This window comes from Phyllobacterium myrsinacearum (assembly GCF_002980555.1).
GTDB lineage: Bacteria > Pseudomonadota > Alphaproteobacteria > Rhizobiales > Rhizobiaceae > Phyllobacterium > Phyllobacterium myrsinacearum.
The window spans coordinates 82,185-108,672 of the sequence record NZ_PVBT01000008.1 but is presented as its reverse complement, the minus strand read 5'-3'; the positions used below and the strand labels follow the sequence as shown (position 1 = coordinate 108,672).

At 59.4% G+C, this 26,488-nt stretch carries 28 protein-coding genes and 1 pseudogene; 13 read left to right on the top strand and 16 right to left on the bottom strand.

Features of this window, described 5'->3' with window-relative positions:
* Positions 1 to 11: 11 nt before the first annotated feature.
* Both C5750_RS22535 and C5750_RS22530 read left to right on the top strand, forming a co-directional pair.
* Positions 12 to 1,058, top strand: a complete 1,047-nt coding sequence (locus C5750_RS22535) for a hypothetical protein (protein WP_105736987.1) — start codon at positions 12 to 14, stop codon at positions 1,056 to 1,058.
* A complete protein-coding gene (locus tag C5750_RS22530; protein WP_105736985.1) occupies positions 1,042 to 1,719 on the top strand; it encodes a hypothetical protein in 678 nt (225 codons plus the stop codon). Before C5750_RS22535 ends, C5750_RS22530 begins: the two co-directional genes overlap by 17 nt.
* Here C5750_RS22530 and C5750_RS22525 read toward each other — a convergent pair.
* Entirely contained in the window at positions 1,694 to 2,977 is a 1,284-nt protein-coding gene (locus tag C5750_RS22525; protein ID WP_105736983.1) for a cystathionine gamma-synthase family protein, read from the bottom strand. The two genes, C5750_RS22530 and C5750_RS22525, sit on opposite strands and share 26 nt — an antisense overlap.
* 125 nt (positions 2,978 to 3,102) lie before the next feature.
* On the opposite strand from C5750_RS22525, the gene C5750_RS22520 reads away from it, so the two are divergent.
* The 3 genes from C5750_RS22520 (at position 3,103) to C5750_RS22510 (ending at position 4,327) form a co-directional block, all read left to right on the top strand.
* On the top strand, positions 3,103 to 3,561 hold the full coding sequence (locus tag C5750_RS22520) for an Lrp/AsnC family transcriptional regulator (RefSeq protein WP_105736981.1): 459 nt from the start codon (positions 3,103 to 3,105) through the stop codon (positions 3,559 to 3,561).
* 65 nt (positions 3,562 to 3,626) lie between these two features.
* A complete protein-coding gene (locus tag C5750_RS22515) occupies positions 3,627 to 3,923 on the top strand; it encodes a type II toxin-antitoxin system HigB family toxin (protein ID WP_105737337.1) in 297 nt (98 codons plus the stop codon).
* A complete protein-coding gene (locus C5750_RS22510; protein ID WP_105736979.1) occupies positions 3,923 to 4,327 on the top strand; it encodes a helix-turn-helix domain-containing protein in 405 nt (134 codons plus the stop codon). Before C5750_RS22515 ends, C5750_RS22510 begins: the two co-directional genes overlap by 1 nt.
* 40 nt (positions 4,328 to 4,367) lie before the next feature.
* Here the strand turns inward: C5750_RS22510 and C5750_RS22505 are convergent, their stop codons facing one another.
* Positions 4,368 to 4,580, bottom strand: coding sequence for a helix-turn-helix domain-containing protein (locus C5750_RS22505; RefSeq protein WP_105736977.1), 213 nt, complete (start codon positions 4,578 to 4,580; stop codon positions 4,368 to 4,370).
* Between the two features lie 98 nt (positions 4,581 to 4,678).
* Here C5750_RS22505 and C5750_RS22500 point away from each other — a divergent pair, with 98 nt between their 5' ends.
* Positions 4,679 to 4,993: a hypothetical protein gene (locus tag C5750_RS22500; protein WP_105736976.1), complete on the top strand. Its 315-nt coding sequence runs from the start codon at positions 4,679 to 4,681 to the stop codon at positions 4,991 to 4,993.
* A gap of 39 nt (positions 4,994 to 5,032) precedes the next feature.
* Here the strand turns inward: C5750_RS22500 and ribB are convergent, their stop codons facing one another.
* Together ribB and aroC are read right to left on the bottom strand one after the other, a co-directional pair.
* The gene (ribB, locus tag C5750_RS22495) at positions 5,033 to 6,136 is read right to left on the bottom strand and encodes a 3,4-dihydroxy-2-butanone-4-phosphate synthase (protein WP_105736974.1); all 1,104 of its coding nucleotides are present in this window, start codon (positions 6,134 to 6,136) and stop codon (positions 5,033 to 5,035) included.
* A gap of 15 nt (positions 6,137 to 6,151) precedes the next feature.
* The gene (aroC, locus tag C5750_RS22490) at positions 6,152 to 7,246 is read right to left on the bottom strand and encodes a chorismate synthase (RefSeq protein WP_105736972.1); all 1,095 of its coding nucleotides are present in this window, start codon (positions 7,244 to 7,246) and stop codon (positions 6,152 to 6,154) included.
* A 171-nt stretch (positions 7,247 to 7,417) separates the two neighbouring features.
* Between aroC and C5750_RS22485 the strand changes: the two genes are divergently transcribed.
* The gene (locus C5750_RS22485) at positions 7,418 to 7,672 is read left to right on the top strand and encodes a DUF1344 domain-containing protein (protein WP_105736970.1); all 255 of its coding nucleotides are present in this window, start codon (positions 7,418 to 7,420) and stop codon (positions 7,670 to 7,672) included.
* Between the two features lie 33 nt (positions 7,673 to 7,705).
* Here C5750_RS22485 and C5750_RS22480 read toward each other — a convergent pair whose 3' ends face one another.
* From C5750_RS22480 to C5750_RS22465, 4 genes are all read right to left on the bottom strand, one after another.
* Complete coding sequence (locus C5750_RS22480) at positions 7,706 to 8,296, bottom strand: histidine phosphatase family protein (RefSeq protein ID WP_105737335.1); 591 nt, start codon at positions 8,294 to 8,296, stop codon at positions 7,706 to 7,708.
* A 13-nt stretch (positions 8,297 to 8,309) separates the two neighbouring features.
* The gene (gene fabI, locus C5750_RS22475; RefSeq protein WP_091880942.1) at positions 8,310 to 9,128 is read right to left on the bottom strand and encodes an enoyl-ACP reductase FabI; all 819 of its coding nucleotides are present in this window, start codon (positions 9,126 to 9,128) and stop codon (positions 8,310 to 8,312) included.
* A gap of 110 nt (positions 9,129 to 9,238) precedes the next feature.
* Positions 9,239 to 10,156 carry a DnaJ C-terminal domain-containing protein gene (locus C5750_RS22470; RefSeq protein ID WP_105736968.1) on the bottom strand — a complete coding sequence of 306 codons (918 nt, stop codon included), beginning with the start codon at positions 10,154 to 10,156 and terminating at the stop codon, positions 9,239 to 9,241.
* Between the two features lie 218 nt (positions 10,157 to 10,374).
* A complete protein-coding gene (locus tag C5750_RS22465; protein WP_245421213.1) occupies positions 10,375 to 10,824 on the bottom strand; it encodes an RT0821/Lpp0805 family surface protein in 450 nt (149 codons plus the stop codon).
* Positions 10,825 to 10,869: 45 nt separating this feature from the next.
* Between C5750_RS22465 and pdxH the strand changes: the two genes are divergently transcribed.
* Positions 10,870 to 11,490: a pyridoxamine 5'-phosphate oxidase gene (gene pdxH / locus C5750_RS22460; RefSeq protein ID WP_105736966.1), complete on the top strand. Its 621-nt coding sequence runs from the start codon at positions 10,870 to 10,872 to the stop codon at positions 11,488 to 11,490.
* A gap of 5 nt (positions 11,491 to 11,495) precedes the next feature.
* Here the strand turns inward: pdxH and C5750_RS22455 are convergent, their stop codons facing one another.
* Positions 11,496 to 12,248: a crotonase/enoyl-CoA hydratase family protein gene (locus C5750_RS22455; RefSeq protein WP_105736964.1), complete on the bottom strand. Its 753-nt coding sequence runs from the start codon at positions 12,246 to 12,248 to the stop codon at positions 11,496 to 11,498.
* 9 nt (positions 12,249 to 12,257) lie between these two features.
* Complete coding sequence (locus tag C5750_RS22450; protein WP_105736962.1) at positions 12,258 to 14,030, bottom strand: acyl-CoA dehydrogenase family protein; 1,773 nt, start codon at positions 14,028 to 14,030, stop codon at positions 12,258 to 12,260.
* Between the two features lie 279 nt (positions 14,031 to 14,309).
* Between C5750_RS22450 and C5750_RS22445 the strand changes: the two genes are divergently transcribed.
* Positions 14,310 to 15,560: a glycoside hydrolase family 25 protein gene (locus C5750_RS22445; protein WP_105736961.1), complete on the top strand. Its 1,251-nt coding sequence runs from the start codon at positions 14,310 to 14,312 to the stop codon at positions 15,558 to 15,560.
* A 68-nt stretch (positions 15,561 to 15,628) separates the two neighbouring features.
* On the opposite strand, the gene C5750_RS22440 is transcribed toward C5750_RS22445, so the two are convergent.
* Complete coding sequence (locus C5750_RS22440; RefSeq protein WP_105736959.1) at positions 15,629 to 16,693, bottom strand: calcium-binding protein; 1,065 nt, start codon at positions 16,691 to 16,693, stop codon at positions 15,629 to 15,631.
* Between the two features lie 433 nt (positions 16,694 to 17,126).
* Between C5750_RS22440 and C5750_RS22435 the strand changes: the two are divergent.
* A pseudogene (locus tag C5750_RS22435) lies at positions 17,127 to 18,740 on the top strand (peptidoglycan D,D-transpeptidase FtsI family protein); the annotation flags it as partial.
* Here C5750_RS22435 and C5750_RS22430 read toward each other — a convergent pair.
* A complete protein-coding gene (locus tag C5750_RS22430) occupies positions 18,737 to 19,267 on the bottom strand; it encodes a GNAT family N-acetyltransferase (protein WP_245421212.1) in 531 nt (176 codons plus the stop codon). The pseudogene C5750_RS22435 and the gene C5750_RS22430 overlap by 4 nt on opposite strands.
* Before the next feature lie 7 nt (positions 19,268 to 19,274).
* Positions 19,275 to 19,817 (bottom strand): helix-turn-helix domain-containing protein, encoded by a 543-nt coding sequence (locus C5750_RS22425; RefSeq protein ID WP_245421211.1) that lies wholly within the window; start codon positions 19,815 to 19,817, stop codon positions 19,275 to 19,277.
* Between the two features lie 177 nt (positions 19,818 to 19,994).
* Between C5750_RS22425 and C5750_RS22420 the strand changes: the two genes are divergently transcribed.
* Complete coding sequence (locus C5750_RS22420; protein WP_105737329.1) at positions 19,995 to 20,393, top strand: VOC family protein; 399 nt, start codon at positions 19,995 to 19,997, stop codon at positions 20,391 to 20,393.
* A 118-nt stretch (positions 20,394 to 20,511) separates the two neighbouring features.
* Positions 20,512 to 21,144, top strand: a complete 633-nt coding sequence (locus tag C5750_RS22415; RefSeq protein ID WP_105736953.1) for a LysE family translocator — start codon at positions 20,512 to 20,514, stop codon at positions 21,142 to 21,144.
* Between the two features lie 88 nt (positions 21,145 to 21,232).
* On the opposite strand, the gene C5750_RS22410 is transcribed toward C5750_RS22415, so the two are convergent.
* The gene (locus C5750_RS22410) at positions 21,233 to 22,564 is read right to left on the bottom strand and encodes a TolC family outer membrane protein (RefSeq protein WP_245421222.1); all 1,332 of its coding nucleotides are present in this window, start codon (positions 22,562 to 22,564) and stop codon (positions 21,233 to 21,235) included.
* A 168-nt stretch (positions 22,565 to 22,732) separates the two neighbouring features.
* On the bottom strand, positions 22,733 to 24,013 hold the full coding sequence (purD, locus tag C5750_RS22405; protein WP_105736950.1) for a phosphoribosylamine--glycine ligase: 1,281 nt from the start codon (positions 24,011 to 24,013) through the stop codon (positions 22,733 to 22,735).
* Between the two features lie 139 nt (positions 24,014 to 24,152).
* Here purD and ubiA point away from each other — a divergent pair, with 139 nt between their 5' ends.
* Positions 24,153 to 25,163, top strand: a complete 1,011-nt coding sequence (ubiA, locus tag C5750_RS22400) for a 4-hydroxybenzoate octaprenyltransferase (RefSeq protein ID WP_105736948.1) — start codon at positions 24,153 to 24,155, stop codon at positions 25,161 to 25,163.
* On the opposite strand, the gene C5750_RS22395 is transcribed toward ubiA, so the two are convergent.
* Positions 25,160 to 26,452, bottom strand: coding sequence for an aminotransferase class V-fold PLP-dependent enzyme (locus C5750_RS22395; RefSeq protein WP_105736946.1), 1,293 nt, complete (start codon positions 26,450 to 26,452; stop codon positions 25,160 to 25,162). The genes ubiA and C5750_RS22395 overlap by 4 nt on opposite strands.
* Positions 26,453 to 26,488: the final 36 nt, after the last annotated feature.

Below are 26,488 nucleotides of genomic sequence, written 5' to 3'. Positions count from 1 at the left end.
GGATAGTATTCATGAATTTACACAATGAACATTCTTCCAGACATCTCCGGCTCCGCTGGCATCTTTCCGCCAACGCGCTCCAGCTCAAGGCACTGAAACTCGCACCGCCCAACAGCTGTCGCCGCGATCAGTACCGCCAGCTCGACTATGAGCGCGCCTTGCTGGAGGCCGAACTCAGGCTGCAGGAGGAAATCGACCTTCTGCGCAAATACGATCCCGACCAGCCGCGCGAGCCTGCCGGAACACCGGAGGGTGGACAGTGGATCAGCGTTGGGGGAAGTGCTGCAGCCGGTCGTTTTGTGCAGGGCAATGATCCAGTTCTTCCCGAGCCTACGCCGTACGGGAATGCTGCGAAATTTCCCCTGTTGAGATTCCCGAAAACGGGACTATTAGGCGGCCTTATCACCGCATTCCAATTTCTGAATGATCCGGAATTTGCCTACCCGCTGGAAGAGGCTCTTGACCGGTACAATTCTGCGGTCGCGGTCAAGGACAACAATACAGTACCGTCGATTACATTTCGCGCGCACGCGTTTGATACCGGCAGCAGCCCGCAACGCGTGTTTGCCACCATGAAGGAACTTGAGCGGGACGAAGCCCGCAAACTTTGCCCCAAATACACGACCGTCCAAACACAGACCGATATTGCAGCATTTACGGCCGGGCCAAGATCAACACACAAAAGCCCTGCAACCTACGGCACAGCGGTCCATACCCATCTCGAACACCAAATAAGAGCAATGGAAGATCCCGATTTGCGAGCTGAAAGATCGTACATGAAGTATCACGACGAGATGCCAGATGGATCATATGAACGCGGCAAGGTTACGCGCGGAAGGAGCGATTCTATTCGGATAGATGTCCTTGAAAGAACCCATCGGCATCTGATCTGTGTCTACGACATTAAAACTGGTCCCACTCGCTTAAGTCTACGCCGCATCAAAGAGATTTCGTATGCCGTTGCCAAAAACTTTGGTAAATCTGGATTCACAATCATTGAGATGAGGCCCGGTCGAGGTGCATTAAAGGGGGACGGTGACCATGACCACCGGCGCTGAAATTCGCAAGATGGTAAAACCGTTGCTCGAACGTCACGACGATCTGGCAATGGTCGGACGTTTCATGGTTGTCAAACCCATTCACCACTTTCGACGCGGCATCTACATCGACTATTGCAGAAATCCGTGGATGTTTGATCCAATAACCGTCGTTGATCTCCTGATCCCGCCAAGTGACGTCATCACATTGGGGTTTGGCGATTTCCTTTCTGATCCCAAAACAGGATATTGGGACGCAACAAATCCGGCCTCCGTTCAGCGGCTTTTCGATCTGCTCGAGGAAACGATTCTACCAAAGCTTCGTTCCACAACGACATTTGAACATTATCGAGCACTGGCAGCACAGTACGAGGCTTCGGGTGACTACTATGACTGGGATCGCTTCCTTGAGATGCTGATTGCGACGGCGACAGGCAATTTGGACCTTGCTCAATCCATCGTCGAGCCATTGCCAAGCATGCAACACTATCTCGCGCAACTGGCACCGTCATTCTGCCCCGCCCTGCTGGCGCGAGACCGCGTCGAAATCGCCAGAATTCTGCACGAATGGGAGGCGCTGGCTGTCCAGAAATGCAAACTGGAGAAATTCTGGGAGCCAACGCCCTTCCCGCTGGAACTGGAGGGCGCTCCGCCGATCAGGCCGCAGCCAGGGCCTGGGTAAGATCGGCGATCAGGTCGTCGGGGTGTTCGATGCCGATGGACAGCCGGATGGTCGAATCAAGCACGCCGATCCTTTGGCGCACATCCACAGGCACACCGGAATGGGTCATGGTGGCGGGATGGCTGGCGAGGGATTCGGTGCCGCCGAGGCTGACCGCCAGCTTGAGGATTTGCAGTGCATTTAGGAATTTGAAGGCTGCGGGCTGGCCGCCGCGTATATCGAACGAGAAGGTGGAACCGGCGCCGGTGCATTGCGCCGCAAAAGTGCGGCCGAGCGGTGAATTCGCGTCATGGTAGGGCAGATAGTGGATTTTCTCCACTTTCGGGTGATCGCGCAGGAAATCCGCGACGGCAAGCGCGTTGTTGTTGGCCTTCTCCATGCGGATGCTCAGGGTTTCCAGCGAGCGGCCGAGCATCCAGCAGGAGTGCGGGTCGAGCTGCGTGCCAATGGCACCGCGCAGGGCCTTGACCTGTTTCATCACAGCTTTCGAGCCGAGCGCCGCACCGGCGATCAGGTCGGAATGGCCGCCGACATATTTGGTCAGTGAGTACAAGGAAATGTCGGCGCCATGTTCGATCGGGCGCTGGAAAACCGGTCCGAGCAGGGTGTTGTCGCAGGCGATCACCGGCGTGTGCCCCTGCTTTTCGCCGATGGCGTCGGCAATGCGGCGGATCATCGCCACATCGACCAGGCTGTTGGTCGGGTTGGCAGGCGTTTCGATGAGGATGATGGAGACGCGGCCCTTGGTCATCGCCTCGTCGGCCGCCGCCTGCACCGAAGCCTCGTTGACGCCATCGGCAAAACCGACGGCAGCCACACCCATGTTGAGGAACGTTTTGGCCAGCAGGGTTTCCGTGCCGCCGTAGAGCGGCTGCGAATGCAGCACCGCGTCGCCCGGACGCACGAAGGCCAGCAGGGTCGTGGCAATGGCCGACATGCCGGAGGAAAACAGCGCGCAGCTTTCCGTGCGCTCATAGACAGCCAGACGGTCTTCGACGATCTCGCTGTTGGGGTGGTTGAAGCGGGAATAGACAAGACCCGCACCGACACCGGCCGGCGGCTCCTTGCGGCCGGAGACGAAATCGAAGAAATCGCGGCCTTCCTCGGCGGATTTGAACACGAAGGTCGACGTCAGGAACACCGGCGGCTTGACCGCGCCTTCCGACAGTTCCGGATCGTAGCCATAGTTCAGCATCAATGTTTCAGGATGCAATTTGTGGTTGCCGATATGGGTTTTGGACGGATGGGGAGCGGCCATGCGAATCTCCTCGCGTGAGGGGTGGGGTGCTATCAAGCAAATTATATCAAATGCAGGGATCAATCCTTGCTTTTTGCGATCAAATTGCATTGATTGACGCCAACAATTGCCACGAATGAGAGATTATGACGCAGAAAATTGCTGACGAGACCGACCGGCGCATTCTCAGGGAACTGCAGGCGGATGCGCGCATCACCAACAACGATCTGGCCGAGCGGGTCGGACTGTCCCCTTCCCCCTGCCTGCGCCGCCTGCGGCGCATGGAGGAAGCCGGGATCATCCGCGGCTATACCGCCCTTGTCGACCCCATCATCGAGGGCTGGACCATGGCCGCCATTGCCACGATCCGGCTTAGCCGCCAGCATGAGGATGAGATTGTCATGTTCGAGGAGGCGATCCGCGGCTGGGATGAAGTGCTGGAATGCCACCTTGTCACGGGCTCGCGCGATTATGTGCTGAAAGTCATGAGCGCCGGACTGGAACAGTATGAACGCTTCATCAAGGAGAAGATTGCGCGGCTGAAATGCGTCGCTTCCATCGAGACAAGCTTTGTCATGAACACGATCAAGGAGCGGCGGGTTTAGGCCATTCATTCCCAAAATGGGAATTTTCACTTGTTCCCAATATGGGAAGCTGCTATACATGCCTGATGCAGATCATAGCCAAGAAAGCGCTGCGGGCATTTTGGCTGGTGCACAATCAGGCTGAAGTACCCTTGACGGCTTGGTATGTGGCTGTGAGCAGGGCTGAATGGAAAACACCGGCGGACGTAAAAATGCAATTCGGCAACTCTGTCGACGTTGTCCGCGACAACAGGGTGATCTTTGACATTGCCGGCAACAAGTACCGCCTTATCGTGCATGTCGCCTACCCGTTCGAACGTGTGCTCATCAAATTTGTCGGCACGCATAAAGAGTACGATGCTATCGACCCGGAAACTGTGTGATGAAAAACATTCGGCCGATCAAAACTGAAGAAGACTATGACTGGGCGATTGGTGAAATCACGCACTATTTCGACAATCAACCCGAGCCGGGAACACCTGAGGGTGACCGGTTCGACGTTCTTGCAATTTTAATCGAAGCCTATGAAGACGAGCATTATCCCATTCCGGCATTGGACCCAATTTCCACCATCGCCGCGCACATGGAAATGGCCGGGCTGAATCGCCGGGCTCTGGCAGAGGTTCTTGGCTCTGCACCAAGAGCCTCTGAAGTCATGGCGAGAAAGCGCGCCCTGACGATGGATATGGTGTTCAAGCTTAATCGCGAATGGCATATTCCTGCCGAACTTCTCGTACAGCCCTATCATCTCGTGCATGATGAGAAAAAGGTTCAAAGAAGGGCCTGACCGCCCCGGTCAGTCTTTCCCCGGAAACCTCATCAACACGCTATCCGGCTCTACCAAGCAGCTCTGCAACGTCGCAAAGCATTGCCGCTGCAACCTGTTCGGCGGTTTCCAGGGTAACGTTCATCCGCCCCGCTTCCATGCGGCTGACATAGGCCTGATCTGCGCCAATACGCATCGCCAATTCTTCCTGCGAGATGCCGAGGGCTCCTCGTCTTTCCTTCACAGCCAGACCAAATCGCTTCTTGATATCCATAAGAGGCACGAAGCCGCTTGACGGCAGTTTCTTCCATGTATTTTAATACATATTTATTCGAGCTATGAAGGCTTTGACGTATTAGCGAGGCATGTGCTTTGAACGACTACAATTTCTGGCAGGATTTTTTCGATACGTACCAGTCACTGTCGGACTGGCTTAAGATTCTATGGCTGATCGTTCCGCCCACCTTTGTGTTGGTGCTGGTCGCGCTGACCATGTGGTTTCGCATCGAGAGCAGAAGAGCAGAAAGGGGGTTTGATGGAGAACTGGTCTACTCCGTTCATCATGATGTGAACAACCGTGTTCACATCATCAGGCATAGTCCTGACGCTAAAGAAAGCCCGGCGCTGCTCCTGCTCGATCAACCCGGCGATGCGCTCGAAACACAAAATGCAGTGCAAACGAGGTGATGGGACGCCGCGAATACCGGCGCCCGATACCTACCAGGCTCAGATAATATCCGTCCGGGTGATCTGGATGCCAAAGCCTTCAAGACCGACATAGTGCCGTTCGCGCGATGACAGAAGGCGGATCGAAGTGATGCCGAGATCTTTCAGGATCTGCGCGCCAAGGCCGATCTGGCGCCATTCCTCTTCGCGCACCTTGGCTTCCGCATGGGCCTCGCGGTCCTGCAGCGTGGCGCGGTTGCGGTCGTCATCGCGGCCGACGCCGACAGAGCCTTCGCGCAGATAGACAATGACGCCGCGCTTTTCCTCGGCAATGCGCTTCATGATGCTGTCGAGCGTGTTGCGCGCGCCAAAGACATCGCTGAGGATGTCCTCACGCTGCAGGCGGACGGGCACGTCCTCGCCGTCGCGGATATCGCCGAACACAATGGCGGCGTGATGCATCGGCTCCCATGGCAGCGCATAGGTGATGGCCTTTGCCTGTCCGGCGCAGGTATCGATCTCATATTCGCCGATGCGTTCGATCAGGGTTTCCTTGCGCTGGCGGTAGGCGATGAGATCGGCCACCGTCACCTGCTGCAGCGTGTGCGTCTCGGCAAAGCTTGCCACCTGCGGGCCGCGCATCACCGAACCGTCGTCGTTGACAAGCTCGCAGATCACGCCGACCGGCGGCAGACCGGCCAGCTTGCACAGGTCGACGGCGGCTTCGGTATGGCCGGAGCGCATGAGCACACCGCCCTCGCGCGCGATCAGCGGGAAAATGTGCCCCGGACGCACGAAATCCGTCGCCCCGGCATTGGGATTGGCGAGGTTGCGCACGGTCAAGGTGCGGTCATCGGCGGAAATACCCGTGGTGGTTCCGTGCTTGTAGTCCACGGTCACCGTGAAGGCCGTCGAATGCGGCGCGTCGTTCTCGGCCACCATCGGCGCAAGGTTGAGACGCTTGGCGTGGTCGCGCGGCATGGGCGTGCAGACGATGCCGGAGGTGTGGCGCACGATGAACGCCATCTTTTCCGGGGTGCAATGCACCGCCGCGACGATGAGATCACCCTCGTTCTCGCGCCCGTCATCATCCATGACAACGACGATTTCACCGCGTTCGAACGCGCGCAGCGCATCGACGACCCGTTTCTGATTGTAAGCCATGTATGCGCCTCTTGATTAAATGCGGCCGGTCTGGCCGCGATGTCTGAGATAATGATCGGCAATCGCACAGGCAACCATGGCTTCGCCGATGGGAACAGCCCGGATGCCGACGCAGGGATCGTGGCGGCCCTTGGTCATCACATCCACCTGCCTGCCATCAGCATCGATGCTCTGGCGCGGGGTGAGGATGGAGGACGTGGGCTTGACGGCAAAGCGCGCGACGACAGGCGCGCCGCTGGAAATGCCGCCAAGAATGCCGCCGGCATGATTGGACAGGAAAATCGGCTTGCCGTGATTGTCCATGCGCATCTGATCGGCATTTTCCTCGCCGCTGAGCGTGGCCGCTGCGAAACCGTCGCCGATTTCAACGCCCTTCACCGCATTGATGGACATGAGATAGCTGGCGATATCCTGATCGAGCTTGCCATAGACGGGTGCACCGAGCCCGGCAGGCACGTTTTCGGCGACGATTTCAACGACAGCGCCGATGGAGGAACCAGCCTTGCGGATACCATCGAGATATCCGGCGAAAAGGTCGACCGAGCCGGGGTCCGGCGTGAAGAACGGGTTGTTGTCCACCTCGTCCCAGTCCCAGCGATCACGGTCGATCGTATGGATGCCCATGCCGACCAGCGCGCCGCGCACGATCAGGCCAGGCACAACCTTGCGGGCGATGGCACCGGCGGCAACCCGTGCCGCGGTTTCGCGCGCCGACGATCGCCCGCCGCCGCGATAGTCGCGGATGCCGTATTTGACATCATAGGTGTAATCGGCGTGGCCGGGACGGTACTGGCGGGCAATGTCGCCATAATCCTTGGAGCGCTGGTCAGTGTTCTCGATCATCATCGAGATCGGCGTGCCGGTGGAGATCATGGTCACGCCGTCGTCCTGCAGCATGAAACCGGACAGGACTTTCACCTGGTCCGGCTCGCGCCGCTGCGTGGTGTATTTCGACTGGCCGGGCTTGCGCTTGTCGAGATAGGCCTGAATTTCGGCTTCGGTGAAATGGATGCCGGGGGGACAGCCGTCAACCACGCAACCAAGCGCGATTCCATGGCTTTCTCCCCAGGTGGTGACACGAAAAAGATGACCGAAAGTATTATGCGACATGAGGTTACCCGGCGTTATGTCAGGGGGTTTTATGAGCGTTTACGCCCGTGGTCAAACCCGTCGCTGAAATTCCTTCATCCACCGCGAAAAAAGCAATTGTTTTGCCACAAATGCGCGCTTTAAGGTGACGGACAAATCGGCCACCAGATTTTGATTAAAGAGGATATCAAAATGCGTTTCATCGTCGCAACCTTCATGTTCGTCGCTTCCCTGCTTCCGGTCGGCGCGCTCGCTGACGATGCACAGGGCACCATCACCAAAATCGACGAAGACAACTCGACCATTACGCTCGACGATGGCAAGGTTTACAAGCTTCCAGGTGAGTTTGATTTCAGCGCCATTGAAAAAGGCATGAAGGTCACGTTGATGTTCGACCTCGTCAACAAAGAGCGCTTCATAACCGATATTGAAGAATCGGTGCAATAGGCACCTGTTTGTCACAAGCTAGGACCTGGATGATTACATCCAGGTCAGACTGCCTTTTTCAAGACGCAGAATTTTATCCTGGGTGATGGCAAGATTCGCCGCATCATGGCCGTCAAGGTCTTCCACCATCTGGAAGATGGTCCGCATGCAGCCGCCATGCGTCACGCATACGGTCGGCTCGCGGACCTCCGACAACCAGCTGCCTATGCGTTTTGCCAGGATGGCATAGCTTTCGGCCGTGGGTCCGGGCGGAACAAAATTCCATTTGTCACGGGCACGCGCCGCAACAAGCTCCGGAGAACGGGCCTCGATATCTTCCAGCATATAGCCCTGCCAATCGCCGAAATTCACCTCCATGAGGCGGGCGTCGGTCCGGTAGGCCCAGGGATCGATCCCCATGCGGGTCCTGATCCGCTCCATCGTATCGCGGGTCCGGCGCAAAGGGCTGGCAACAAAGTCGAAACCCGCGCCCTCCCCGATCAGCGATTTAAGCATATCGCCGTTGCGCGCAGCCTGCTGTTCGCCGCGCGCATTGATATCGACGTCTTCCTGCCCCTGGATTCGCTCGGACACGTTCCAGTCCGTCTCGCCGTGACGCGAGAAATAAACAATCGAGTCCGGCAGGTTCACTTTAAGGTCAGTCCTTGACGACAGAGATATCCGGCGCGTCCACAGCCTTCATGCCAACGACATGATAGCCGCTGTCGGCATGGTGAATTTCGCCCGTGACCGAACGGGACAGGTCGGAGAGGAAATACAGGCCGGCGTCGCCGACTTCCTCGATGGTAACGGTACGGCGCAACGGCGCATTGTATTCGTTCCATTTGAGGATGTAGCGGAAATCGCCGATGCCGGATGCGGCCAGTGTCTTGATCGGACCGGCGGAGATCGCATTGACGCGGATATTGTCCGGGCCGAGATCCACAGCCAGATATTTCACGCTGGCTTCCAGTGCCGCCTTGGCAACACCCATGACGTTGTAGTTGGGCATGACCTTTTCCGCGCCGTAATAGGTCAGCGTCAGGATCGATCCGCCATCGGTCATCAGCTTTTCCGCACGCTTGGCAACCGCCGTCAGCGAGAATACGGAAATCAGCATGGTCTTGGTGAAATTCGCTTCCGACGTATCGACATAACGGCCGGTCAGCTCATCCTTGTCGGAGAAGCCGATGGCATGCACGAGAAAGTCGATCTTGCCCCATTTTTCTTCCAGCGCGGCAAAGCATGCATCGATGGTCGAGGCATCGGAAACATCGCAATGGCCGCAGAGAAAAGCCCCGAGTTCCTGCGCCAGCGGCTCGACGCGCTTCTTCAGCGCATCGCCCTGATAGGTGAAAGCAAGCTCGGCACCGGCATCATGGGCCGCCTTGGCAATGCCCCAGGCGATCGACCGATTATTGGCAACGCCCATAATAAGTCCGCGTTTACCTTGCATCAAACCAGTTTTGGCGGTCATTTACCAACCCTTCACGAAAGACATATGATTGATTTGCGGTATCGCACAGCCCGCGCCGGGCTTCAAGCATCGTGTCAGTTTCGTCAAGGATTTTCGGGAACCGTTGATTTTCAGAGACTCGAATCGCGCAGAAATGCTTCCAATGCCGCATCACCATGCTCGGGCAACATGACGCGAACATGAACAAAAAGATCGCCGTGACCATCCGGCTTTTTCGGCAAACCCTTGCCTTTCAGGCGCAAAACCCGGTCGGAACTGGTCCATGGCGCTATTTTCACCGCCACACGGCCGTTCAGGGTCTCCACTTCCTGCCTAGAACCGAGCGCCGCATCGCGCAAGGACACCGGCAGGTCGAGATGCAGGTCATGCCCCTCCACCTTGAATTTTGGATGGGGCTTGAAACGGATCGTGACCAGCGCATCACCTGGCGTTCCGCCGGGAATAGCCTCGCCCTGCCCCTTCAAGCGAATCGTTTGGCCGTTTTCAACCTGCGCGGGCAGCTTGATCGCCAGCCTTTTGCCATTGGGGAAAACCGCTTCAACCTTCTCGGCACCGACAGCCTGCTCCAGCGTCACATCGATGGTGGCCTGCAGGTCCGTGCCCTTGCGCGGTCCGGCGCGGCGCGGCCCGCCGCCGAAAGCACCAGCGCCCTCACCGAAGAGGCTGCTTAGAATATCTTCAGCGCCGAAACCGGCCGTACCGCTACGGTAGTCGAATCCACCCGACCGCGCACCGCGTGCGCCGCCGAAACCGGCGAAGGGATCGCCGCCGCCGGCAAAACCCTCAAACCCCTGCGGCGCGCGCTGCTTGCCCTCGGCGTCGATCTCGCCCCGGTCAAACTGGCCGCGGCGCTCCTTGTCACCAATAATCTCATAGGCCTGGTTGATTTCGGAGAAATTTGCCTGTGCCTTCGGATCATCCTGATTCTGGTCAGGATGGTATTTCTTGGCGAGCTTGCGAAACGCCGACTTGATTTCTTCAGGCTTCGCCGTCTTGGCGACGCCCAGCACGGTATAAGGATCGCGCATGTGTGTGCCTTTCCTGGAGGAACGAATTTGACATTCGCATATTCCTCGTCATGTACAATGGGATGCGAATGTCAAATTCGTTCCACTGGCATAAACGGGGTGCGTTGGGGATAATTGCCCGTTATATGCGCATTAATAGGAAGAAATTCCAGACTTCCTGTCAAGAAATCTGCAATCGCTGCCCGGTTTCATCGAAAATATCATTCAGTTTCAGAGAATCAAATCGGCGCGAAGGATTTCAGGGTCCATTGCCCGCCGTCCTGCATGCAGGTCTCACCCTTGTAGAGCATGACGCCGTCAAAGGATTCGCGGGATGTCTGAAACTCGCGGCAAAGCCCTGTCTCGGTCTTCTTCTCGGCGATTGCCGTGATCGTACCCTGACTGCCGGTCTCCGGATTGGACCATGGCAGCGGCTTGTTGCCCCATTGGGTGAAATTGAGGGCCGACACGATATTGCGGACCGTCGACTGATCGGCTGCACCCTTGGCATCCACCTGCGGTGCCGGAGCAACCGAGCCCGTTACCGTCGCCTTGTCCGGGACCGCATTCTCGATGCTGAAGCTTTTCATGGCGCAGCCGGAGAGAAGACAAAGCGCAAAAACAGCGGCGAACGGCGCTGTCCGCACCGGAATTTTCGCCCCAAGGTTCTTGATATCTGGTATTGCCAATGCCAAACGCATATCTCTCTTTAACAAGGTCAACCAGCTATGACTATGGGTGAAATGAAGTTAACAACCGGTGACTTCACAGAAAAAACCGAGCCCTTCGCGCTCTTCGACGAATGGCTTAAAGATGCGGCCAAATCGGAGCCGAACGACCCCAATGCTGTCGCTCTCGCAACGGTGGATAATGATGGTCTACCGGATGTCCGCATGGTTCTTCTTAAAGGTTTTGACGAGCAAGGCTTTGTTTTTTATACAAATTTTGAAAGTCAGAAAGGTCAGGAAATACTGGGCTCAATGAAGGCCGCCATGTGTTTTCATTGGAAAACGCTGCGCCGTCAAGTGCGGGTGCGCGGTCCTGTGGAAATTGTCAGCGATGCGGAAGCCGATGCCTACTACGCCACCCGCCCGCGCGGCAGCCGCATCGGCGCCTGGGCATCCAAGCAATCGCGGCCGCTGGAAAGCCGTTTTGCCCTGGAAAAAGCCGTGGCGGAATACACCGCCCGCCACGCCATTGGCGAGATTCCCCGGCCAGCCCATTGGTCGGGCTTCCGCATCCGCCCGACATCCATTGAATTCTGGCATGACCGGCCGTTCCGCCTGCATGACCGCGTGGTTTTCAGCCGCGAGACGCCAGATGGCAACTGGGGCAAAACCCGTCTGTACCCATAAGCGCGCTAGCCCTTCTTGCGCGTCAGGAAGGCCATCAGGGCGCCCCGCGCCTCTTCCGACTGGAGCCGGTCGGCAAAATGCCCGGCTTCCAGCTTGATGCGCTCGACTGTTTCAGCGCGCGGCATGCGCAGGAGATCGCGCGCGATCCGCATGGCTTCCGGCGGCTTGGCGGCGATTTCCGTCGCCACGGCCAGAACAGTGCTTTCCAGCTGGTCCGCTTCGACGATCCGGTAGACAAGGCCGGCATCCTTCGCCTCGGCGGCGTTCAGCCCGCTCCCCATGGCCAGGAAGGCAAAGGCCTGCTGGCGGCCCATCAGGGCGGGTCCGAGCAGGCTTGAGCCCGCTTCCGGCACGAGGCCCAGATCGACAAAGGGCGTCTTGAACAGGGATTGCGGCGTGGCGAACGTCAGATCGCAATGGAAATTGAGCGTCGTGCCGATGCCGATGGCAAGCCCATCCACACCCGCAACAACAGGCTTCCTGCCGTTGGTCAATGTGATGAGGAAATCAATAACTTCCGTGCCCATCGTGCCTGACGTGGCAAAGGCCATGAAATCCTGCAGATCGTTGCCCGATGAAAATGCGCCCGGCACGCCGAAGAAAACATGTGCACGAATATCCGGGTTCGCATCGCCCTCCACCAATGCTTCGGTCATGGCGGTATACATGGCGCGGGTCAGGGCGTTCTTCTTGTCCGGGCGGTCCATCCGGATGGTCTGGACGGCGCCATGGCGCTCGATGACGATGTGATCTGACATGGCGTTTTCCTATTGCAATGCGGCGCGGGCACCGAGCAGGCTCGGGGCACCGTTGACGACGCGATCCTTCAGCGCCGATGTTTCGTTGAGAAGATTTTCGGCAAAAAACCGCGCGAGCGTTGTCCGCCCCGCATTGTCTGCGCCCAGGGCACCCTTGGCGAGATAGCTCGCCCCGGCGGCAAGGCCAAAGAGGCGCAGATAGGGCGTCGCACCGGCAAGCACATTGCTTACATCACCATCGGCGAGGGTCTTCTGCAGCCACAATGTCGCGGCCTCCAGATCGTCAAAACCGGCCTGCAGGCGCGCCGCCGTCTGGCCGAAGCCGGCGCTGTTGCTCAGCGAAACGGCTTCCCCAATTGTGCGCAGCTCGGCGATATAGTCCTTGACGTGGTTGCCGCCATCGAGCGGCAGCTTGCGCTGGACAAGGTCGATGGCCTGAATGCCGTTGGTTCCTTCATAGATTGGAGCAATGCGGGCATCGCGCAAAAACTGCGCCGCGCCGGTCTCCTCGATAAAACCCATGCCGCCATGAATCTGGATGCCGATCGAGGCAACGTCCACACCCACATCGGTGGAAAACGCCTTGGCGACCGGCGTCAGCAGATTGGCGCGATCCGCCCAATGCTTTTTGTCATCGCCCGCGCCGGTCCGGGCCATATCGAGCGCGTGGGCGCAGGCATAGGCGATGGAGCGTGCCGCACCCGTCAGACCCTTCATGGTCAGGAGGTTGCGCTGCACGTCGGGGTGCTCGATGATCGGGCTCATGCCCTCGCCGGTCCAGCCTGGCGCGCGCATCTGGCGGCGCTCCTGTGCATAGGCCAGGGATTTCTGATAGGCCGCTTCCGCCACCGCAACCCCCTGAATGCCCACGGCAAGCCTTGCATTGTTCATCATGGTGAACATGCAGGCCAGACCGCGGTTTTCCTCGCCGATAAGCCAGCCGATGGCCCCCGGCTTGGCATCCTTGGCAAAACCATCGCCATAGATCATCGTGCAGGTGGGCGATCCGTGAATGCCCATCTTATGCTCGACGCCGCTGCAGAACACGTCATTGCGGGCACCGAGCGAACCATCGGCATTCACCAGGAATTTCGGCACCAGAAACAGCGATATCCCCTTGGTTCCCTGCGGCGCATCGGGCAGGCGCGCCAGAACCAGATGGATGATGTTGTCGGTCAGATCATGCTCGCCATAGGTGATGAAAATCTTCTGGCCAAAAATGCGGTATGTGCCGTCGTCGGCCCGCTCGGCCCGCGAGCGCAATGCTCCCACATCGGAACCTGCCTGCGGTTCGGTAAGGTTCATGGTCCCCATCCACTCGCCCGAAACCAGCTTTGGCAGATAGGTGTGTTTCAGATCGTCCGTCGCATGGGCTTCAAGCGCCTCGATGGCGCCGAGCGTCAAGGTCGGGCCGATACCGAAGGCCATGGAGCCGGAATTCCACATTTCCAGCGCCGCCACCGCAAGCATCATCGGCAAGCCCTGGCCGCCGAACTCTTCCTTGCCGGTCAGGGCATTCCAGCCGCCGCCGATCCATTCGTTGTAGACGTCTTTCCAGCCGGGCGGCATGGTGACCTCGGCATCTTTCAGCGGTGTTCCGTGCTTGTCGCCGACCTCGAGAAGCGGCGCAACGCGCGTAGACGCGAACTTTCCGGCCTCTTCCAGGATGGCATCGACCAGATCATCGGAGAGGTCAGCAAAACGCCCCGCGGCGATGGCCTCATCCAGACCGGCAATCTTCTTCAAAGTATGTGCGATTTCCTCGACGGGCGCCCGGTACATTGATCACATGTCTCCTCATCCAGTGATGCTGCGTCGTTGCGGATAGACATTGCCGCCCCCGGCCGGCCAAGGCAAGTGGATTTTTACGTAAACGTAAGAAAACCTGCATTGAGGCGGTGCCTGGAACATGAAATGCGCGGCGCAAAACCTGTCCGCCACTTGTCCAGACAAAGGCCCGGGCAATGTCGCGGCCGTATTTACGGCATTTTAACCATGAACCAGCGACCATAGGCGCTTGTATCCGAAGCAGCAGACCACGAGGTGTGAAGGGACAGGCATTTGACAATCCGAGCGCAGGTTTTCGCCCTTGCTGCCCTTGTCACCGCGTTGCTTTCCAGCGCCCCCTCCCGTGCGGACTCCCAGTTCCAGACCCCATGGTCCAACCAGCAGCGCGCCATTGTCCTCGATGGCTATGAGCACAATTCATTCAATCTCCCGGAAATCGTGAGGGATCCCCGCATTGCCGCCTTCATTCACAAGGCATCCGACGGCATGCCCGCCACGTACCATTGCGGGCGGATTGCCGATGCGAAGGACCAGGAAATATGCCGCCGCATCTGGCGCAACTACGCCGTGTCGCGCGAGCTTTACCAGACGCGGCGCGTTCTGGCCAAAGCGCTCGGCCTGAAATGGGGCTCCTATCATCTGGCCCGCCCCGGCAATCCCATAGAACAGGCAAACCATTTCATCGATTATGCCGAGCCGACCAGCGACGAGTTGATGGCCATCGATATCGAGGACAATGACCCCGCCCGGTTTATGTCGCTGGCGGACGGTGAGATATTCGTCGCGCAGATCAAACTGCGCACTGGCCGCTATCCCGTGCTCTACACCAATGGCACCACGGCCAAATACATTGCCGATCACCGGCTGGCACTGCCGGTCCTTTCGCGCCTGCCGCTCTGGTATGCACGGTACGAGACCGACATCGCCCCGCATTTTCCGAAAGGCAACTGGCAGGACTACGCGCTCTGGCAGTTTGCCTCGCAGAACAATTGCAGCAAGACGCGTTGCCCCTACCGGCCCAATGGCACGAACCGCGACATCGATGTGAACATCGCCGATATGACCGTTGCAGAGCTGAAACGGGCCTGGCCGTTCGACACGCTCGTCCCGGCTATCCCGCCCGATGACATGCCGAAACCCGGCGAGCGGCCTGCCCTGCCAAACGATATCCTCATGGCGTCGATGGAACCCCCGCTTGTCGACTATAGCGGCTTCCGGCACATGCCGGGTCAGCTGATCGCCGCTGCCGAAGCACTGGCTGCCACCGTGCACGCCTATATCGATAGCCTCGGCGAGACACCGCCAGCGGTCGATGCCATGGCAACGGCGTCCGTCAGCCGCATGGCCAAATCACACCCAAGTGAAAAACCGACACTGGAAACGATCGGGACCAGCCTGCGAGAACCGGTGGCACCGCCCGACGACCACCCGGACAGCCGCATGATCGCCGGGATGGTCAGCTTCTGCTTTGATGAAACCAGCGCGGGCATGCGCCCTCTGCCGGCCTACGTCCTGCAGCATTGACCTTCAGGGAGACAGAGGCGCTTGAACACAAACGCCGCTTCAAAGCTCATCCGCCTGCCTGCGCAATCTCAGGAAAAGACGACATCGCTCGATGAGAGATCGGCAAGGGACACGTGCTCGATCAGGATGCCGCTGGAATCGCCGTCAAAGCTGACATAGACGCCGTCAGCCGTGTCGTGCGAGGCCGCGAGAAAACTGTCGAAGTCGTGAATGCCGGTGCTGCCCGCGGTGAAATCGCGAAGATTGATCACATCACCCTCCGCCACATTGAAATCCGCAATGTGGTCGACGCCACCAAGGGTTTTCGCATCGAAGATAAATGTATCGGCGCCCGCGCCGCCGAAGAGATGATCCGTGCCGGTACCCCCATCCAGGAAATCATTGCCCGTCCCGCCCTTGAGGACGTCATCACCCGCACCGCCCAGCAGCGTGTCATTGCCATCGCCGCCGTTCAGGGTGTCATTGCCGGCACCGCCATCAAGGTAATCATTGCCGCGACCGCCGAAGAGTGCATCTTTGCCATCGCCGCCCCAGATGCTGTCATCACCATTGCCGCCGTCGATGTAGTCGTTGCCGCCATCACCATGCAGCTCATCATTGCCGCCGCCACCGAACAGCGTGTCATTGCCATCGCCGCCAAATATGCGGTCATTGCCCTCGCCACCCTCGACGCGGTCATCGCCTGCGCCAGCGTTGACGTCGATTTGGGAAAAGTTCGTGGCAATGATCTTGTCATTGCCCGCACCGGTCGTCAGCTCGAGCCGCTCCAGGTCGACGAAATAGAGGTGATTGGCCGGAACGGTCGCATCACCGAAAAAGAGGTGACCGCTGGAACCGTTGAACGTGACCGGTTCGGCAGAGCGGGAAAGATCGACCGCAAGGGTGTCGATCCCCGTGCCGCCGCGCGCGGCTCCGCCAACACCGTTGAACACCAGCCGGTCGTCTCCATCGCCACCTTCAAGCTGGTCAAAGCCGCTTGAGCTGGTCAGGATGTCATTCCCGGCCCCGCCATAGAGAAAGTCATCGCCCGCGCCGCCGTCGAGAATGTCATTGCCGCCGAGACCCCAGAGATTGTCGTTCTCGTCCGTCCCATGCAGAACATCGCTTGCGCCACCACCTACTATCTTTGCCATCAAAATGATCTCCCCAAAAGCTTGTGATGGCGGAGTATATGTAAGGACTCATGACAAGCAAGTGTCGTTTTATGAAAACAAAAAACATTATGTATACTTGTTTTACTTGTAAAATATTTCAAATTTATAAGTAAATTTTCATGCGCATTCAGGCCGAAGGCAGGGATGAATTTCCCTCATCCCAATCTCCTGCCGCTTTTGCGGGGCAGCTTCGCACGGACCATTTTCGCGGAACGCCTGCAAGCGGATTTTGACCAGAGGCCGCCAGCGTTTTCCCGAAGTTATCCACGCTAAAAACCGATGTTAAGCATCTGTTCAGGTTAACAAGACATTCCGGAAATCGTGAGAATTGCAGCTGATCAAACGATGCTACCTTGCTGCAATCAGCCCCAATCCACAGTTTCACAATGAGATGATGACCCCACGCAGCGCCCGCGCCCAAAACCGTATCCTGATCGTCATGGCCTGTTTCATCGGGATTTTCTGCATTATCAGCGGGCGGCTGGTCTTTTACGGCATGAAGGACGATCCGGTGGATTTCAACGGGCCGACGGGTTCCGTTCTGGCCGCCCGCCCCGACATTCTCGACCGCAATGGCGCGGTGCTGGCGACCGATATCAATACGGTCTCGCTCTATGCCGAACCGCGCAAGATCATCGACCCTGACGAGGCGTTCGAGCTGCTTGCCACCGTCCTGCCGGATCTCAATTTCGAGCAGACCTACGCCCGCCTGAAGGGCAATGCCGGTTTTGCCTGGCTCAAACGCGGCCTGACGCCCAAACACAAGAGCCAGATCATGGCGCTGGGCATACCCGGTATCGGGTTCCGCACGGAGAAGTCGCGCTTCTATCCCGGCGGCCCGACGGCGGCGCATATTCTCGGCCTCGTCAACATCGACAACCAGGGCATTGCCGGCATGGAAAAATATATCGACTCGCAGGGGCTGTCGGACCTGCGTGACGTCGGCCTTGCCCATGGGCGCAAGCTTGCACCGGTGAAGCTTTCCATTGACCTCAGGGTCCAGCATGTGGTGCGTGATGTGCTGGTCAATGCGGTCGAGCGTTACCGTGCCATTGCCGCGGGTGCCGTGGTGCTCGATGCCAATACCGGCGAAGTCCTGGCGATGGGCTCGGTGCCGGATTTTGATCCGAACAACCCGTTCAATGCGCTGGAGAAGGACCGGCTCAACCGCATGTCGGCCGGTGTCTACGAGATGGGCTCGACCATCAAGACCTTCACCACGGCCATGGCGCTCGATTCCGGCAAGGTGGATCTCAACAGCACCTTTGACGCCACCCGCCCCATCACCATCGGCCGCCAGACCATCCACGATTTCCACGGCAAACGCCGCGTGCTGACTTTACCGGAAGTCTTCCTGTTTTCCTCCAATATCGGCTCGGCCAAGGAAGCGGACGTGGTCGGTATCGAAGGGCACCGTGAATTCCTGGTGCGGCTCGGCCTGCTCGACCGGATGCAGACGGAATTGCCCGAGGTGGCGCGCCCGACAGAGCCGAAAGTATGGAAGAAAGTCCACTCGATCACGATTTCCTTCGGCCATGGCATGGCCACCACGCCGCTGCAGACGGCGGTGGGTGCCGCAGCCCTGCTCAATGGCGGCATGCTGATCGCCCCGACATTCCTGCCGCGCGGCATTGAGGAAGCGCGGACGATGGCCAAACGTGTGGTGAGCAAGAAGACCAGCGATGATCTGCGCTATCTCTACCGGCTCAATGCGCAGAAGGGCACGGGCGGTTCCGCCAGCCGGACGCAGGTTCCCGGATATCGCGTTGGCGGCAAAACCGGAACTGCCGAAAAAGTCATCAACGGACGCTACTCCAAAGAGGTCCGCTTCAATACGTTCATCGCCGCTTACCCGATCGAGAATCCACGCTATGTCGTGCTGACCATCATCGACGAACCCAAGCCCGTCGACGGTCAGGTCGCAGCCGGTGCCGGCCTCAACGCAGCGCCGATGGCCGCAGAAATCATCCGGCGTTCGGCCAATATTCTCGGTGTTCTCCCGGTGTTCGAAACGGCAGCCGACTAAGCTGTAATGGCTTTGTACATGATGGTCGTGGCATCGAGATGGTCCTTGAACGGATCACGGCAGTAATCCGGAATGACCCCGGCAACCCGATAACCCAGGGCCAGATAAAGCGGTTCCGCCTTGTCGCCGGTACGCGTGTCCAGGGTAATCAGTCCCCGCCCCAACCGGTGCGCCGCGCTTTCCAGCCCGGCCATCAACGCCTTGGCGATCCCCTGGCGGCGGAAGTCCGGATGCACCATCACCTTGCGGATTTCGGCCCGGTGCGGCTGATTGGGCGGCGTGTCGTAATCAAGCTGGCCGGTTCCCGCGATCCTGCCGTCCTTGCAGGCCACAAGCAACAGCCGCCTGCCCTTCCGGACCGCCGGAAGCACATTCAATGTCCAGAAGGCCTCCGCGTCCGCTTGCGAGAACGGCAAGACGAAGCCGATACTGGCACCATCATGCACACAGGCATGCAGGAGTGCACCGAGTGCCTGCACATGGCCCTCGGCGTCATCGGCATCAAAAACGGCAATGGTGGTGGTCAATGGAGCCTCACAGCATAAAAAGCACGTAACGTGCACCGGAATGTTCGGATGTGGCGAAAGTGCTGGGCCCGAACAGCTGATAGCGCAGACAGTCACCGGGATTGAGAGCGTGGGCCTGACCATCGACACTCACCTCAAGCTGGCCATCGATCAGCAGCAAATAATGTTCAAGACCCGGACGCGGAGGATTGTCATAGGAAATGCGGGCGCCAGGATCGAGTTCGCATTCCAGCATCTCTCCCGCCAGAGTCTGCGCGGGCGGCGATACGGAACGGCGCCGAAAACCGACACTCGGATCAATCCACACGGCCTGTGCATCGCGGCGAATGAGCGGTGCGAATTCATCCTCGACCATGTGCATCAGCCGCGACATCGTGAGGCCATAGGCGGAGCACAGCTTGCCAAGCACCTGGGCGGTCGGGCTGACCTCGGCATTTTCGAGCCGGGACAGCGTCGCGCGGCTCACCATGCTACGGCGGGCAAGCTCATCCAGCGACCACTCGCGCTCCACCCGCAATCCTTTCAGGCGCCTGGCGATGCGTTGATCCATAGAACCGGTATCAATCGAGATATTTTCCATATATGAGAAATTATCTCTATAGTGGAAATAAGTCAACCGCGTGTCTTGGCGATATTCCAGATGCTGGCGCCGCTTGTGTCCTAACGGATGGGCGCTTAGCATTTCATCGCACCCTATCAAACTGCGCCGGAGTCCCCCGCCATGCACATGCTCCATCACCTCTCCCTCGGCGTTGCCGATATCGGGCGCGCGGCGTCCTTTTACGATGCGGCGCTCGCCCCGCTTGGATATGTCAGGGTCTGGGAAGATTTGCGACCCGGCGAAGCGGATCAGGCGGTCGGTTATGGCGCGCCGGGCGGCGGCGACAAGCTGGCGATCAAGCATCAGCCGGAAGGCAGGCACGTGCCCGGCCCCGGCTTTCACCTTGCCTTTGCGGCACCGGACCGGCAGGCGGTCGACCGGTTTCATGCGGCTGCCCTCAGCCATGGCGGCAGCGACAATGGCAAACCTGGACTGCGGCCCCATTACGGCGCGCATTATTACGCCGCCTTCGCCGTCGATCCCGATGGACACCACGTCGAAGCGGTTTTCAATCAACCAGAATGATCGGAGAGGCGGATGCGCGATAGGACACCCGGACCAGCACCGAATGCCGCTTCCGCTAGAGCACTTTTTGTCTATACTTCCAGTTCAATCCCCTTGGGACCCGTGTCCGGAGCCGCACATGCCATCCACCGAGCTTTTGATCGCCTTTTTCATCACCACGGCGATCTTCGCCTATATACCCGGTCCCGCCATGCTTTACGCGGCGGCGCAAACCATTGCGCGCGGCCGCTGGTCCGGGCTGATGGCAGCATTCGGCATCCACCTCGGCGGCTACGTGCACGTGTTCGCTGCGGCGGCCGGATTGTCTGTGCTGTTCCACGCCGTGCCGGTGCTGTATCTCGCGGTCAAGTTCTGCGGCGCGGCCTATCTGGTCTGGCTCGGCATTTCCCTGTTTCGAGCCAAGGTCAATGGCGACGTCACCATGCCTGGCGTAGAGCAGAAATCCGCCCGCCGCGCCTTTCTTGAAAGCATCAGCGTCGAAGTCCTCAATCCGAAGACGGCGATTTTCTTCATGGCATTCCTGCCGCAGTTCATCGACGTTTCTGCGGCGTTTCCGGTCTGGCTGCAGTTCGTGCTGCTCGGAACGATGGTGAACCTGATGTTCTCTTCCGCCGATCTCGCCTGTGTGATCCTGGCGGGCGCCGTGGTCACGCGCCTCAAGCGCTCAAGCCATGCCCAGCGGCTGATGCAGCGCGCCGGCGGAACGATCCTGGTCGGCCTCGGCGTCCACCTGGCCCTGCAGAAGAGCTGATTTAGAGCCTTTCCCGCTTAAAGGGAATCGTCCCGCTTGACGGTGTTTGCTTCAAGACGCAGGAGTTCAATGATGCCCGAAGGCCTGTTCAGCGTCCGTCGGGGGTTTTTGTGCCGCCCCACTTGTCCTTCACGGCGTCAAAATGCTCTTCCGGCTTGTATTCGGCGACCTGCAGGCCAACCTGCCTGGCCGTCAAGCGGCCCATGGCAGAAAGAACCTGATAGCTGCTGACGACGCTGTCATGTTCAGCCTGCACCAGCGCGAGCTGGCCGGTGATGACATCCGCCTGGGCATTCAGAACATCGAGGGTCGTGCGCTGGCCGACCTTGCGCTCCTCGATAACACCATTGAGTGCGAGCTGTGCAGCGGCCACGACGCTCTTCTGTGCGACAATGGAAGCTCTCGCCGCATCCAGCTTGGACCAGGCGGCGGCAACAGCCTGACGAACGCTGTCTTTCGACACATCCACCTCGATGCGCCGCTGGCCGAGATTTTCCTTCGACTGGCGCACTTTCGCCGCGGTTTGGCCGGCGCCATAGATCGGAATCGTCACGTTCAGCTTGGCCGACGCGGAGGAGTTGTTGGGTGAGGTCGCCGATCCGCCCTGGAAAACGTCGGTCCGGCTGAGCGTTCCCGTGAGGCCGGCCTGCGGCAGCAGCACACCCTCATTCACCTTGACCTGATACCCGGCAACATCGGTGTTGAGTTTCGCCGAACCAATCGAGGGATGATTGGCATCGGCAATGGAATAGGCCTGATTGAGCGATTTCGGCAATGATTTTGCCGGAGCAGCCGCGCTCAGCGAGCCTGGAGTCGCTCCGACAGTCTGGATATAGGTGGCCTCGGCGATCTTCACATTGGCGCGGGCGGTGTTGCGGTCGTTGACCGCTGTCGCCTGCGATGCCTCGGCCTGGGCAACGTCGGTGCGGGTGCCCTCGCCCACATCGAAGCGTGCCCGGTTGGAACGGACCTGCTCATTGAGGAATGCCAGGTTCTTTTCGCGCAGGGCGACGATCTGACGGTTGAGGTACACATCCATATAGGCCTGCACCGCCGCGGCCAGCGTTGTCTGTTCACTGCCGCGCAGGTCTTCGCGGGCTGCGAGAACGCCGGTCTCTGCCGCCGCGACATTGTTCCTGGTCTGGAATCCGTCGAACAGCATCTGGTCGACCTCGACCCCCTCGGTGGATGAGCTTTTCGTTCCGGCCCTTTGCCCGTCAAGTTTGCTGCGCTGTGTGTTGACCGACACCTGACCGGTCACGCGCGGGCGGTAACCGGACTTGGCAATCGCCACGTTCTCGTCCGTCACCCGCACGCCGGCGCGGTTCGCATTCAGCGTCGAATTGTTCTGATAGGCCTTCGACATCGCACCGAAAATCGTTTCGGCCATGGAAGGCGTTGCCGTCAGAACCGAAGTCATCAGCAGGATCGCAGTGAGGCTTCGCTTGGCTGTTATGGACACGGTGAATTTCTCCGACAGTTTGAACAGAAGACTCGGCTCAGCGAACCGCTCGTTCCGATTTGAAAGAGACATTGCGCTACGAACCGCCGATGTCAATGTTGAAAACCGGATGAACGGCGCTTTTTACTATAGCTCACCCTTCTCGCGGGCGATAGCGCGCCAGCCAATATCCCGCCGGTAAAAGCCTTCCGGCCAGTCGATCCGGGCAATCGCCGCATAGGCGGCATCCTGCGCCTGCTGCACCGTTTTGCCGCTCGCTGTGACATTAAGCACACGCCCGCCATTGGCGACAAGCGCGCCGTCCTTCTCCGCGGTGCCGGCATGGAATATTCTCACGGTGTCCGACTGCGCCACATCCACGCCGCGGATGACGCTGCCTTTCTGCGGAGATGCGGGATAGCCCTTCGCCGCCATGACGACCGTCAGCGCCGGATCATCATTCCAGCGCACCGACATCTGGTCCAGCGCGCCATCGGCGGCAGCCTTCAACAGGAGAAGCACGTCATCCTTCAGCCGCAGCATCAGCACCTGTGTCTCCGGGTCGCCGAAACGGGTGTTGTATTCGATCAGCTTCGGACCGTCCCCGGTGATCATCAGGCCGGCAAACAGCACGCCACTGAACGGCGCACCGATTTCCGCCATGCCGCGCATGGTCGGCTCGATCAGCTCGCGCATGGTGCGGTCAATGATCGCCTGCGTCATCACAGGCGCGGGCGAATAGGCGCCCATGCCGCCGGTGTTGGCGCCGGTGTCGCCGTCGCCGACGCGCTTGTGATCCTGTGCCGTGCCGAACGGCACTGCCGTCCTGCCGTCGCAGAGGCAGAAGAAACTGGCTTCCTCGCCATCGAGAAACTCTTCCACCACCACTTCGGCGCCGGCGCCGCCGAATGCGCCGTCAAAACAGGCATCCACCGCGTCGAGGGCCTCCTGTACGGTCATGGCCACCACGACGCCCTTGCCCGCCGCCAGGCCATCCGCCTTGACCACGATGGGCGCGCCCTGCTTCTCCACATAGGCGCGGGCGGCGGCGGCATCGGCAAAGCGCCCATAGGCGCCAGTCGGGATATTGAAGCGGGCGCAGAGATCCTTGGTGAAACCCTTTGAGCCCTCCAGCTGCGCCGCAGCCCTGGACGGGCCGAACACCGAAATACCAGCGATCCGCAGATCGTCTGCGATACCGGCCACCAGCGGCGCTTCCGGACCGACAACGACGAAATCAACCGCTTTTTCCTTGCAGAATGCAACAATGGCGGCATGATCGGCCGGATCAAGCGCCACACATTCAGCCTCATCCGCGATGCCGGGATTGCCCGGTGCGCAATAAAGCTTTGTCAGCACGGGGGACGCCGCGATCTTCCAGGCGAGAGCGTGTTCGCGGCCACCGGAACCAATAAGCAAGACGTTCATCGTTTTCTGCTCCGTGCATGAAGGGGTTATGGTGTCGGTATGGCCTCGGGCGCGAAGGGTCAAGCGCGCAATCACAGATTTGCCCCGAATTCAGGCGTAATTTACTTGACTGGCAAAGCGCCCGCTGCAAGGTCACGCCATGACACCGGAAAAAGACATCATACAGTCGAGCGAAGGCCGTGGCCGCGTTTTCGACGCGCCATCGGGCCATTGGGTTTACCGCGCACTGCCAGCCTGGCTCTGGCCCTATGCGCAGCTGGCGCGCTGGGACCGTCCCATTGGCTGGTGGCTCTTGCTTTGGCCCTGCTGGTGGTCCGTCGCGCTGGCGTCCAGTGCCGGTGCCAAAGTCGGCGATTCCGTCTGGTCGATCGTTCCCTCGCCCTGGCACCTCATCCTGTTCCTGATCGGTGCAATCGCCATGCGCGGCGCGGGCTGCACCTATAATGATCTGGCCGACGAGGACATCGACAATCAGGTGGCACGCACCCGTTCACGTCCGCTGCCCTCGGGTCAGGTGACGCGCAAACAGGCCAAAATCTTTCTTGTGCTGCAGGCACTCGCCGGATTGCTGGTGCTCATCCAGTTCAATGGCTTCACCATTCTTCTGGCCATCGCCTCGCTGGTGATCGTCGCGATCTACCCGTTCATGAAGCGCATCACCAACTGGCCGCAGCTTGTGCTCGGGCTTGCCTTCTCCTGGGGCGCGCTGGTCGGCTGGTCGGCGCATTTCGGCGCACCCGCGACACTGAAGGACTTTCTCCCCGCCCTGCTGCTTTACGCGGGCTCGATCCTCTGGGTGATCGGCTATGACACGATCTATGCCCATCAGGACAAGGAAGATGACGCGCTCGTCGGCGTGCGTTCGACGGCACGGCTGTTCGGCAGCCGCACCCGCGAAGCGCTGATGGTGCTCTATGGCGGCGCGCTCGTGCTGTTTCTCTGGGCCTTTGCCATGGCCGAGGTGCCCATGCCCGCCGTCGCCGGCCTTCTGGCGGCAGGAGCCCATATGTACCGCCAGATCATGGTGCTCGACATCGACGATCCGGCGCAATGCCTGCGCCTGTTCAAGTCGAACACCGTGGTCGGCTGGCTGATCTTCGCCGGGCTGGTGCTGGGTGCGCTGTGGACGGTGGTCAAGCCGTTCTTTTAGCTTGAACTGATCGCACTCAAACCTTCCACCAGCCGGTCCAGTTCGGCTTCGGTTGTGTAAAGCGCGGGCGAAACCCGCAGACACTGCCCCTTGGCCACGCCGGTGCGCCGGACGGTCAGCACCCGGTGCTTGTCGCGCAGAGCCGTCATCAGGGCATTGTTATCGTCCTTGCTGGTCTTGCCCTTGATGCGGAACGATGTGATGCCGGCATGCAGGGCGTCGTCATCGGGCGTGAGGATTTCAACAGTTTCGATCGCCCGCACCTTTTTCACCCAGTAGTTGCGCAGATAGGTCAGGCGCGCCTGTTTACGCTTCGAGGTGATCATTTCATGGAGATCGAGCGCGGCTGGCACGGTCAGGGTCGCAGCGAAATTCGTCGTGCCGGTATGCACACGCGAGCGAATATCGTCCTTCGGCCAGTCCTCATCGGCCAGATCACGGTCCACATCGGCCAGCCTTTCCTTGCGAATGTACAGGAAGCCCATGCCGACGGGTGCGCCGATCCATTTATGCAGATTGAAGCCGACGAAATCGGCGCCAAGGTCCGTTACCTTGAAATCCATCTGGCCCCAGGAATGGGCCGCATCGACCACCACATCCACGCCGCGGGCACGGGCCATGTCGGCAATCTCGCGAATGGGCATGACAAGTCCGGTGCGATGGGACAGATGGGTCAGAAGCAGCAGCTTCGCCTTGGGGGTCGCCTCCAGCACGGCGCGATAGGCGTCGAGCACGGCTTCCCGCGTTGCCGGCTCCGGAATGGCGAAGGTCTTGACCTCGACACCCCTGCGGCTCGCCAGCGCATTCATGGCATACTGCATGGAGTCATAATCGAGGTCGGAATAGATCACCGCATCGCCCGGTTGCAGCTTGTTGTAACCGGTGATCAGTTTTTGCAGGGCTTCGGTAGCGCCGCGCGTCAGGGCGACTTCCTCCGGCGCTGCACCAACGGCACCGGCAACACGGTTGCGCACGTCCTCGGCATCCTTGCCAAAGGTATTGCGCGCATAGACGGTATTCTGCCGGTTTACGCGCTGGGTGTTTTCCAGATAGGCCTGCAGCACAGGGCGGGCCATGATGCCCCAATAGCCGTTCTCAAGATTGGCGATGGAGCGCTCGACATCGTAGAGATCGCTTACAGCGGCCCAATAGGCGCGGTCCGTGGCAATCGCCGTGTCGTTGGCGGCAGGAAGCACCGCTGTTTCCATGGCTGATGCCTTGACGATTGTTGCGGCGAGCGCGGTTGCAGCGCTGCCCATCAAAAAATGACGACGTTCTATACCTGGCATCGGGCCGATCCTTCACGCATGTGTTCCATCTGGTTC

Excerpts from the sequence above, each read along its gene's own strand:
- C5750_RS22485 (WP_105736970.1), top strand. The coding sequence starts at position 7,418 with ATGCGTTTCATCGTCGCAACCTTCATGTTCGTCGCTTCCCTGCTTCCG.
- C5750_RS22530 (WP_105736985.1), top strand. The coding sequence starts at position 1,042 with ATGACCACCGGCGCTGAAATTCGCAAGATGGTAAAACCGTTGCTCGAA.
- C5750_RS22455 (WP_105736964.1), bottom strand. The coding sequence starts at position 12,248 with ATGTCAGATCACATCGTCATCGAGCGCCATGGCGCCGTCCAGACCATC.
- C5750_RS22420 (WP_105737329.1), top strand. The coding sequence starts at position 19,995 with ATGCTCCATCACCTCTCCCTCGGCGTTGCCGATATCGGGCGCGCGGCG.
- C5750_RS22395 (WP_105736946.1), bottom strand. The coding sequence starts at position 26,452 with ATGCCAGGTATAGAACGTCGTCATTTTTTGATGGGCAGCGCTGCAACC.
- C5750_RS22505 (WP_105736977.1), bottom strand. The coding sequence starts at position 4,580 with ATGGATATCAAGAAGCGATTTGGTCTGGCTGTGAAGGAAAGACGAGGA.
- C5750_RS22525 (WP_105736983.1), bottom strand. The coding sequence starts at position 2,977 with ATGGCCGCTCCCCATCCGTCCAAAACCCATATCGGCAACCACAAATTG.
- ribB (WP_105736974.1), bottom strand. The coding sequence starts at position 6,136 with ATGGCTTACAATCAGAAACGGGTCGTCGATGCGCTGCGCGCGTTCGAA.
- pdxH (WP_105736966.1), top strand. The coding sequence starts at position 10,870 with ATGGGTGAAATGAAGTTAACAACCGGTGACTTCACAGAAAAAACCGAG.
- C5750_RS22415 (WP_105736953.1), top strand. The coding sequence starts at position 20,512 with ATGCCATCCACCGAGCTTTTGATCGCCTTTTTCATCACCACGGCGATC.
- C5750_RS22410 (WP_245421222.1), bottom strand. The coding sequence starts at position 22,564 with ATGACTTCGGTTCTGACGGCAACGCCTTCCATGGCCGAAACGATTTTC.
- fabI (WP_091880942.1), bottom strand. The coding sequence starts at position 9,128 with ATGACCGCCAAAACTGGTTTGATGCAAGGTAAACGCGGACTTATTATG.
- purD (WP_105736950.1), bottom strand. The coding sequence starts at position 24,013 with ATGAACGTCTTGCTTATTGGTTCCGGTGGCCGCGAACACGCTCTCGCC.
- C5750_RS22535 (WP_105736987.1), top strand. The coding sequence starts at position 12 with ATGAATTTACACAATGAACATTCTTCCAGACATCTCCGGCTCCGCTGG.
- C5750_RS22450 (WP_105736962.1), bottom strand. The coding sequence starts at position 14,030 with ATGTACCGGGCGCCCGTCGAGGAAATCGCACATACTTTGAAGAAGATT.
- C5750_RS22520 (WP_105736981.1), top strand. The coding sequence starts at position 3,103 with ATGACGCAGAAAATTGCTGACGAGACCGACCGGCGCATTCTCAGGGAA.
- ubiA (WP_105736948.1), top strand. The coding sequence starts at position 24,153 with ATGACACCGGAAAAAGACATCATACAGTCGAGCGAAGGCCGTGGCCGC.
- aroC (WP_105736972.1), bottom strand. The coding sequence starts at position 7,246 with ATGTCGCATAATACTTTCGGTCATCTTTTTCGTGTCACCACCTGGGGA.
- C5750_RS22425 (WP_245421211.1), bottom strand. The coding sequence starts at position 19,817 with ATGGATCAACGCATCGCCAGGCGCCTGAAAGGATTGCGGGTGGAGCGC.
- C5750_RS22440 (WP_105736959.1), bottom strand. The coding sequence starts at position 16,693 with ATGGCAAAGATAGTAGGTGGTGGCGCAAGCGATGTTCTGCATGGGACG.
- C5750_RS22470 (WP_105736968.1), bottom strand. The coding sequence starts at position 10,156 with ATGCGCGATCCTTATACCGTGCTGGGCGTCGCCAAGACGGCGAAGCCT.
- C5750_RS22510 (WP_105736979.1), top strand. The coding sequence starts at position 3,923 with ATGAAAAACATTCGGCCGATCAAAACTGAAGAAGACTATGACTGGGCG.
- C5750_RS22515 (WP_105737337.1), top strand. The coding sequence starts at position 3,627 with ATGCAGATCATAGCCAAGAAAGCGCTGCGGGCATTTTGGCTGGTGCAC.